This is a genomic window from Micromonospora sp. 4G55 (assembly GCF_016803375.1).
In genome coordinates this window covers 1-8,588 of the sequence record NZ_JAEVHN010000239.1, presented here as the reverse complement: position 1 = coordinate 8,588, position 8,588 = coordinate 1, and the positions used below count along the sequence as shown (strand labels likewise).

At 73.6% G+C, this 8,588-nt stretch carries 5 protein-coding genes and 4 pseudogenes; 3 read left to right on the top strand and 6 right to left on the bottom strand.

All coding sequences use genetic code 11. The annotated features are described in order from the left end of the window. The 4 genes and pseudogenes from JNW89_RS19550 to JNW89_RS19535 all read right to left on the bottom strand — a co-directional run. Positions 1–1,503 (bottom strand): annotated as a pseudogene (locus JNW89_RS19550) (NADH-quinone oxidoreductase subunit L); the annotation flags it as partial. Positions 1,504–1,666: 163 nt separating this feature from the next. Then, a pseudogene (locus tag JNW89_RS19545) lies at positions 1,667–1,837 on the bottom strand (NADH-quinone oxidoreductase subunit NuoK); the annotation flags it as partial. Between the two features lie 56 nt (positions 1,838–1,893). Next, the gene (locus JNW89_RS19540; protein ID WP_238449997.1) at positions 1,894–2,433 is read right to left on the bottom strand and encodes an NADH-quinone oxidoreductase subunit J; all 540 of its coding nucleotides are present in this window, start codon (positions 2,431–2,433) and stop codon (positions 1,894–1,896) included. A 3-nt stretch (positions 2,434–2,436) separates the two neighbouring features. Then, positions 2,437–3,024: pseudogene (locus JNW89_RS19535) on the bottom strand (NuoI/complex I 23 kDa subunit family protein); the annotation flags it as partial. 140 nt (positions 3,025–3,164) lie between these two features. Between JNW89_RS19535 and JNW89_RS19530 the strand changes: the two are divergent. Then, a complete protein-coding gene (locus JNW89_RS19530; protein WP_238449996.1) occupies positions 3,165–4,844 on the top strand; it encodes a carboxypeptidase-like regulatory domain-containing protein in 1,680 nt (559 codons plus the stop codon). Next, positions 4,841–5,578 (top strand): hypothetical protein, encoded by a 738-nt coding sequence (locus JNW89_RS19525; protein ID WP_238449995.1) that lies wholly within the window; start codon positions 4,841–4,843, stop codon positions 5,576–5,578. The genes JNW89_RS19530 and JNW89_RS19525 overlap by 4 nt, the downstream gene beginning before the upstream one ends. Before the next feature lie 373 nt (positions 5,579–5,951). Here JNW89_RS19525 and JNW89_RS19520 read toward each other — a convergent pair. After that, positions 5,952–6,316, bottom strand: a pseudogene (locus JNW89_RS19520) (ester cyclase). 167 nt (positions 6,317–6,483) lie between these two features. Here JNW89_RS19520 and JNW89_RS19515 point away from each other — a divergent pair. Next, positions 6,484–7,521, top strand: a complete 1,038-nt coding sequence (locus JNW89_RS19515) for a glutathione S-transferase family protein (RefSeq protein ID WP_238449994.1) — start codon at positions 6,484–6,486, stop codon at positions 7,519–7,521. Between the two features lie 10 nt (positions 7,522–7,531). Here JNW89_RS19515 and nuoH read toward each other — a convergent pair whose 3' ends face one another. Next, a complete protein-coding gene (gene nuoH, locus JNW89_RS19510; RefSeq protein WP_088960216.1) occupies positions 7,532–8,494 on the bottom strand; it encodes an NADH-quinone oxidoreductase subunit NuoH in 963 nt (320 codons plus the stop codon). Positions 8,495–8,588 lie beyond the last annotated feature (94 nt).

Sequence of the window (8,588 nt, the reverse complement as noted above, 5' to 3'; positions counted from 1 at the left end):
CGAGCAGCCGGTCCGCGAACGACTGCCCGAAGCCGACCAGCCCGAGCAGTGCGGCCGGGACCGCGAGCAGCAGCACCGGCCAGCGCATCGCGGCCGGCGGGTCGTGCGGGCGCAGCAGCGGCATCCGGGGCGCGCCGAGGAACGTGCGCAGCAGCAGCCGGGTGGCGTACCAGGCGGTGATCACGACGCCGAGCAGCCCGGCCAGCCAGACCAGCCAGCCGACCCAGGCCGGCGCGGGGCCGGTGCCGTCCAGCGCGGCGGCCTCGGCGACGGCGAGCACGCCGTCCTTGCTCCAGAACCCGGACAGCGGCGGCACCCCGGCCAGCGCGCCGAGCCCGATCAGGGTGCACCAGAAGGTCACCGGCATGTCCCGGCGCAGGCCGCCCATCCGGGACATCAGCGTGCTGCCGACGGCGTGGATCACCGCACCGGCGGCCAGGAAGAGCAGCGCCTTGAAGGCGGCGTGGGTGAGCAGGTGGAACAGCGCGGCGGCCGGCGCGCCGACGGCGAGCGCCCCGGTCATGTAGCCGATCTGGGAGACCGTCGACCAGGCGAGCACCCGCTTGAGGTCGTCCTGCGCGGTGGCCGCGAGGGCACCGAGCAGCAGGGTGATCGAGGCCATCACCCCGAGCACGGCCAGCGCGGTCGGGGTGGCCTCGAAGAGGGGGTAGAGCCGGGCCACCGCGTACACGCCGGCGGCGACCATGGTGGCCGCGTGGATCAGCGCGGAGATCGGGGTCGGGCCGGCCATCGCGTCCGGCAGCCAGGTGTGCAGCGGGAACTGCGCGCTCTTGCCGGCCACCCCGGCCAGCAGCAGCAGGCAGGCGGCGGTGAGGGTGCTGGTCGCGTGGTCGTGGGCGAGCACGTCGGCGATCCGGAAGCTGCCCGCCGAGACGCCCAGCAGCGCGATGCCGAGCAGGAAGCCGACGTCGCCCACCCGGGTGACCAGGAACGCCTTCATCGCGGCGGCCGGCGCCTCGGGCAGCCGCCGGTCGTGGGCGATCAGCAGGTAGGAGCAGAGACCCATCACCTCCCAGCCGACCAGCAGCATGACCAGGTCGCCGGCGACCACCACCAGCAGCATCGCGGCGGTGAAGAGGCTGATCTGGGCCGCGTACGGCGGGTAGCGGTGGTCGACCTCGACGTCGTCGTGCGGGCCCCGCTTCAGGTAGGCGGTGGAGTAGACCTGCACGGCCAGCGCGACCGCCGCGACCGCCACCGCGACCAGGGCGGCGGTGCCGTCCAGCCGCACCCCGAGGGTGACTCGCAGCCCGCCCAGGTCGATCCAGGTGGCGGAGGTCTCCACCGGGTCGCCGACCCGGGCCAGCAGGACCAGCGCGATCAGCAGCGCCCCGGCCGCGCCGGCCACCCCGAGGCCGATCGCGACCCGCCGGGCCCGGTCCTCCCCGGTGTCGCGCCCCGCGGCGACGGTGGCAGCAGCAGCCCGATCAGGCCGGCCACCAGGGGTACGGCCGGCAGCGCGGCCCCGAGCAGCCCGGTCACCGGTCCCCCTCCGGCCGGTCGGCGGGCCCGCCCGACGACCGCTCGACCCCGGCTGCTCGACGAGCGGCTCGGCCGGCACGAGCGCCGGAGCCTCGGTCAGCGGCACCTCGTCCACGGCGACGCTGGCCCGCAGCCGGTAGAGCTGGAGCACGATGGCCAGGCCCACGCCGATCTCGGCGGCGGCCAGCACGATCACGAAGAGCGCGAAGACCTGCCCACCGTGCGGCAGGGCGGCCTTCGCCGTGGTGTCGGCGGTGACCAGGATCAGGTTGACGGCGTTGAGCATCAGCTCGACCGCCATCAGCACCAGTACCGCGTTGCGCCGACGCAGCACGCCGTAGACGCCGAGACCGAACAGCAGCGCGGCGGTGACGTACGGGATGACGGGTCTCACCGGCGGCCACCCTCGTCGTCGACGGCGGTCGTGTCGGAGCGGCGGCCGATGTCGGGGCGAGAAAGGACGATCGCGCCGACCAGGGCGGCGAGCAGCAGCACCGAGAGCACCTCGAACGGCAGCACCCAGGAGCGGAAGACCTGCTCACCCAGGCGCTCGGCGGTGCCCGCCGCCGGCAGCTCGACCCTGGACCAGCGAAACGCGTCGACCAGCAGCACGGCCAGCCCCAGCCCGCTGCCCGCACCGATCAGCGCGGCCGGCCAGCCGGGACGGTCCAGGTCGTCGGAGGCGCCGATCGGGGCGCGGGTCAGCATCACCGCGAACAGCAGCAGCACCACCACCGCGCCCACGTAGATCAGCACCTGCACCCAGGCCACCAGCTCGGCGGTGAGCACCAGGTAGTCACCGGCCAGCGCGCCGAGGCAGAGCACCAGGTAGAGGCCGGCCCGCACCAGGTGCTTCGTGCCCACCACGAGCACGCCCGCCCCGACCGCCACCGCGCCGAGGGCGAGCAGCAGCACGTCCGCACCGGTCATCAGGGCGTACCCCCCGTCGGCGGCGGGGCCGGGCTCGGGGCGTACCACGGTGGGGCGGGCGGCGGAGCTGGTCGGGGCCGCGGCCTTGCGCGCGGCGGTGGCCTCCTCCTTGGCCGGCTCGCCGTTGTGGTCGTGCGCGGGCGGCGGCGGGACCGTCCCCATCCACTGGCCGAGGTGGTCCTTGTCGTGCAGCAGGTCCTTGATGTCGTACTCGGCGTACTCGAACTCCGGCGACCAGTAGAGCGCGTCGAACGGGCAGACCTCGACACAGATCCCGCAGTACATGCAGAGCGAGAAGTCGATGTCGAACTTGTCGAGCACGTTGCGCTGGCGGGGGCGGGCGGCCCCGGCCACCACCACCTCCTCCTTGTGGGAGTCGATGTAGATGCACCAGTCGGGGCACTCCCGGGCGCAGAGCATGCAGACCGTGCAGTTCTCCGCCAGCAGCGCGATCACACCCCGGGAGCGGGGCGGCAGCTCGGGGGCGACGTCCGGGTACTGCTGCGTGGTGGACCGGCTGGTCATCGTCTTCAGCGTGACCGCCAGCCCCTTCACCAGCCCTTCGCCGGGAATACCGCTGCGCTCGCTCATGACGCTCATCCTGCCCTGTGCCCCCGGCGCGCGCGACCACCACCCGGCGGTGACTGGTTCCCGGGGCTCCGCGCGGGCCGTCACCGACGTTGTTGATCATCTATGCTGCTCCGGCCGACGTACGAGGGAGCCACGGCCGGATGAAGAAGACCACGACCCGGGTGACGGCGGCACTCGCCGTCCTCGCCATGGTGCTGTTCGGAGCGACGGCCGCCCAGGCCGAGCCCGGTGCCACGATCACCGGAACGGTGACCGACCGGGCGACCGGTGCGCCCCTCGCCGGCGCCTGCGTCTCGCTGATGTCGTCGGCGGAACTGGCGCTGGCGACGCGCTGCACCGACACCACCGGCACCTACACCTTCACCGGGGTCACCGGGCAGTCCTTCTGGGGAGTGCACATCCGGGCCCGGGCGACCGGCCGGCCCGACGTCTGGTGGCCCAGCGCCCCGGACTACTACAACGGCGAGCGGCTCCACGTGGAGCCCGGTACCACCGGCCGGGCCGACCTCAGCATGATCACCGAGGTGGGCGGCTTCCACGGCCGGATCACCCACCCGGACGGCAGCCCGGCGTACGCCAGTGAGGTGACCGCGGTCGCCGTCGACGGCGACTGGCGGGCCCGGGCCCTGACCGACAACGAGGGCCGGTACCGACTGGCCGGCCTGCCGGTCGGCGCGTACCGGCTCGGCGTGGGGCCGGAGGGCTGGGTCCCGCAGCAGTGGGTGCCGGGCAAGGTGAGCCAGGGCGACGGCACCGTCTTCACGGTCGCCGCCGGCGGCAGCACCTCGGTCGACGAGCGGTACCTCTCCGTCGCGCCGCCGACGAGCATCGGCAACGGCACGATCGCCGGTCTGGTCACCGCGCGGGCCACCGGGGAGCCGGTCGCGGGCGCCTGCGTGACCGCCGTCAACGCCGACCTCGGCGGCGAGGTCGGCCGAGCCTGCACCGACGCGAGCGGCCGTTACCGGATCGAACGCCTGTGGTACCAGTACCGCTACCGGCTGCGGGTCCAGGCCGAGGGCTTCCCGGAGCAGTGGGCCGAGGACGCCAACGACTTCGACAACGCAACCCTCTACCCGGTCTCGGGCGAGGAGGTCACCACCGTCGACGTGGCGCTGCGGGTCGGTGGCGGCACGATCCGCGGCCGGGTCACGCCGGAGGAGGGCGGCACCATGCCCTGGTCGCTGTCCGTGGTGGCCAGGGCGGTCGACGACTCGTGGCGGGGCGGCGTGATCGCCGTCGACGGCGAGTACCGGCTCGACCGGGTGCCGCCCGGTGACTACCGGGTCTACTTCTACGCCGCCGGCCGGACCCGCCAGTTCCACCCGGGCGTCGCCACCGCGGAGGAGGCGGCCATCGTCGGTGTCACCGAGGGCGGGACCACCGTCGTCGACGAGCGGCTCGTGCCCGCCGGCTCGGTCGAGATCGACCTGGTGGACAAGAGCACCCGCGCCCCGGTCAGCGGCTGCGTCGAGCTGGTCGAGTCGGTCGAGAAGGCCTGCACCCCGAGCGGCTCCAACCGGGTCACCTTCCCGGTGGTCTGGGCCACCACCCAACGGGCGGAGACCGCGCGGGTGACGCCGGGCCCGGGCTACTGGCAGCGCTCGGTCGGCAACATCCAGGTGACGTCGGGCAAGGCCACCCGGCTCACCCTGGAGATGGAACCGGCGGCCACGGTGAAAACCAGCGTGGTCGACGCGCGGGCAACAAGGTCGCCGGGGTCTGCGTCAAGCCGGTCTCCGGCCACCCGGTCCCGACCATCCCGCTCCGCCAGGAGGACCAGAACCGACGGTACTGCTCGGACGCCTCGGGCGCGGTGACCCTCGGCCCGCTGCCCGCCGGCCCGACGCAGCTCTTCGTGCAGTCGACCAAGCCGTGGGGCGCCCAGTGGTACGCCACCACCGGCGGCACCGGCGACCGGCGCACCGCCACCACCCTGAACCTCGTCGCCGGCACGGTGACCAGCACCGCACCGATCCGCCTCGACCGGGCCGGCTCGATCACCGGAACCGTCAACGGAGCGGACGGCAAGTTCGTCGAGGGCTGCGTGCAGGCCGGCGCCGACCAGCCCGACCTGCCCGGCGGCGCGGCCGAGGGGTGCACGGTGTTCACCAACCCGTACGAGGGTCGGTTCACCCTCAGCGGGCTCGGCCCGTACCGGTGGCCGTTGCAGTACACCGGGCAGTGGATCGGCGACGACAATCCCTTCGCGCTGGCCTGGTCCGGCAACGCCACCAACCGCTACCTCGCCACCCCGGTGCAGGTGAAGGCGGACGCGACCGTGACCGCCCCGCCGGTCACCCTGCGCTACGACGGCAGCATCCGGCAGTTCGACGTGGGCGCCGGCGCGGGCACGTACTGGTCGGTCGAGGCGTACCACCCGAGCACCGGAGACCTGGTAGCGGTCTACCGCCGGCCGTACGACCAGGCGATGGTCGCCTGCCGGCCGGTCCGCTGCTGTTGCGCTATGTCCCGGGCAGCGGCAAGCCGTGCTGGTACGTGGCCGGCGGCGCGACCGGGGGCGCGGGGAGCACTCCCCGGCCGACCGTGGTGACCCTCGCCGCCCAGCAGGTCATCGACAGCATCCGCCTGGTGCCGGGCAGCACGTGCCTGGCCGTCCCGGTCGCGACCCGGGAAGGCCCGTCGAAGCCGGGCTGAGCCCCGGCGCGTCCGCGGCCGTGCCGGCGTCCCCCGCGAAGGGCACCGGTGCGGGCCGCGGCCGTAGCGCCCCGGACCCCGGACCGACCGCGGGCCGGGCCGACCGCCCCGAACGGACCAGGGCGGCCTCGGCGCCGGAGGCGGATGCCGGGACGAGCGTGATACCTCTGGGTCATCAATATGCCTCTGAGGTATTACGCTCATCCGCGCTCAAGCCTGCAGCGAGGTGACCCTGAGTGACAGAGCCGGGGAGCGGAGGCCGTGCCGGATCAGGCCGGCGGCAGCATCTCCACGCCGAGCTGCTGGAGGATCTGGAACAGCTCGTTGACGCTCCACACGTCGACGATCCGCCCCTGGGCGTCGAAGCGCAGGAACGTCGCCCCCGAGTAGCTGACCACCTGCCCGGTCGGCGGCACCGGGCCGAACTGCCGGCCTGGGTGCCGGCCGCCCGCCAGCGCACCGCCGCCCGGTCGCCGGCGGCCACCACGTCCACGATCTTGTAGCGCAGGTCAGGGAAGGCCGCCCGGCGGTCCCGGTGCCAGGCCAGCGTCGCCTCCGGCCCGGCCCCGCCGAGCCCCGGGCACTCCGCCCCGATCAGCTCGTACGCGGACTCCTCGCGCCCGCCATTCCACACGTCGGCGACGAACCGCCGCGCCAGCGCCTCCCGATCGATCACCCGGGCAGCCTAGCCGGGCCGCGGGCGGGCGAAGAGCGGCCGTGGGACCGCGAAGTCACCGGGCCGGGACGCGGGAGATCGGCAAAGATGGGACGGGACACGACGAACGAACTCCAGGGGGCCACGTGGGCGAGGCGGCAGGCGGGACGACCGGCGGCAAGTACGTCGAGCCGGGCGGTGAGTTCACCCGCGACCAGCGCTACATCGCCACCCGGATCACCGCCGACGGGCGGGACGGCTACCCGGTCGAGCCGGGGCGGTACCGGCTCGCGGTCAGCCGCGCCTGCCCCTGGGCGAACCGGCTGATCATCGTGCGGCGGCTGCTCGGGCTGGAGGACGCCATCTCGATGGCGGTGGCCGGGCCGACCCACGACGCCCGGAGCTGGACGTTCGACCTGGACCCGGGCGGGCGGGACCCGGTGCTCGGCATCGAGCGCCTCCAGGAGGCGTACTTCGCCCGCTTCCCCGGCTACGAGCGGGGCATCACCGTGCCGGCGATCGTGGACGTGCAGACCGGGCAGGTGGTCACCAACAACTTCGGGCAGATGAGCCTGGACCTGTCCACCGAGTGGACGGCGTACCACCGCGAGGGCGCGCCGCAGCTCTACCCGGAACGGCTGCGCGACGAGATCGACGAGGTGAGCGCGGTGCTGTTCCGGGACGTCAACAACGGCGTCTACCGGTGCGGCTTCGCCGGCAGCCAGGAGGCGTACGAGAAGGCGTACCACCAGCTCTTCGACCGGCTGGACTGGTTGACCGAGCGGCTGGCGGGCCAGCGCTACCTGGTCGGCGACACGATCACCGAGGCGGACATCCGGCTCTTCACCACCCTGACCCGCTTCGACCCGGTCTACCACGGCCACTTCAAGTGCAACCGCAGCAAGCTGACCGAGATGCCGGTGCTGTGGGCGTACGCGCGGGACCTGTTCCAGACCCCCGGCTTCGGCGACACGGTCGACTTCGACCACATCAAGCGGCACTACTACGAGGTGCACAAGGACATCAACCCGACCGGCGTGGTGCCGCTCGGCCCCGACCTGTCCAACTGGCTCACCCCGCACGGCCGGGAGGAACTCGGCGGACGGCCCTTCGGCGACGGCACCCCACCGCCGCCCCCGCCGGCCGGCGAGCGGGTCGACCCCGCCCACACCCCGCTGCGCTGAGCGCGGGCCGCTACAGCGCGACGCGAACGGCGGCGGTGAGGACCAGCTGGGCCAGGGAGAGCGGCACCAGCACCAGCCAGCAGAGGCGTTGCAGCTGGTCCTCCCGCAGCCGCGGGTACGAGACCCGGAGCCAGATGATCACGAAGGAGACCGCGAAGACCTTGAGCAGCGTCCACAGCCAGCCGAGCTGACCGTCGGCGAACGGGCCCTGCCAGCCGCCGAGGAAGAGCACGGTGGTCAGCGCGGCGATCACCACGATGCCGACGTACTCGGCGAGCAGGAAGAACGCGAAGCGCAGGCCGGTGTACTCGGTCATGTAGCCGAAGACCAGCTCGGAGTCGGCGATCGGCATGTCGAACGGGGGCCGCCGGATCTCGGCCAGCCCGGCGACGAAGAAGACGAACATCGCGGGCGCCTGCCAGAGCAGCCACCAGGGCTGCCACGCCTCGACGATGCCGGAGAGGCTGAGCGTGCCCGCCGCCATCGCCACCGAGGCGGCGGAGAGCACCAGCGGCAGCTCGTAGCCGAGCAGCTGGGCCGCCCCGCGCAGGCCGCCGAGCAGGCTGTACTTGTTGGCCGAGGCCCAGGCCGACATCAGCACCGCGACCACGCCCACGCCGACCACGGCGAGGACGAAGAAGAGGCCGATGTCCAGCGGCTGCCCGACCAGGTCGTCCGGGCCGAGCGGAATGACCAGCAGGACCAGCAGGTAGGGCACCAGGGCCACCACCGGGGCGAGCCGGAACACCGCCCGGTCCGCCTCGCGCGGGGTGACGTCCTCCTTCTGCACGAACTTCACCCCGTCGGCGACCAGCTGCGCCCAGCCGTGGAAGCCGCCCGCGTACATCGGGCCGAGCCGGCCCTGCATGTGCGCCATCACCTTGTGTTCGGCCTGGCCGACCACCAGCGGCAGGGTGAGGAAGGCGACCAGCACGCCACCGACCCGGATCACCAGCTCCAACCAGGTGGGCATCAGGCCGTACCTTCCTCGTCGCGCGACGCCGGGCCGTCGCCGGTCGCGGGCTCTCCGGCCGCCGCCGGGCCGTCGCCGGTCGCCCCGGCCTCCG

Bases quoted from the DNA above. Each gene is read 5' to 3' on its own strand.
- JNW89_RS19540 (WP_238449997.1), bottom strand. From the start codon at position 2,433: ATGACCGGTGCGGACGTGCTGCTGCTCGCCCTCGGCGCGGTGGCGGTC.
- nuoH (WP_088960216.1), bottom strand. From the start codon at position 8,494: ATGCCCACCTGGTTGGAGCTGGTGATCCGGGTCGGTGGCGTGCTGGTC.
- JNW89_RS19530 (WP_238449996.1), top strand. From the start codon at position 3,165: ATGAAGAAGACCACGACCCGGGTGACGGCGGCACTCGCCGTCCTCGCC.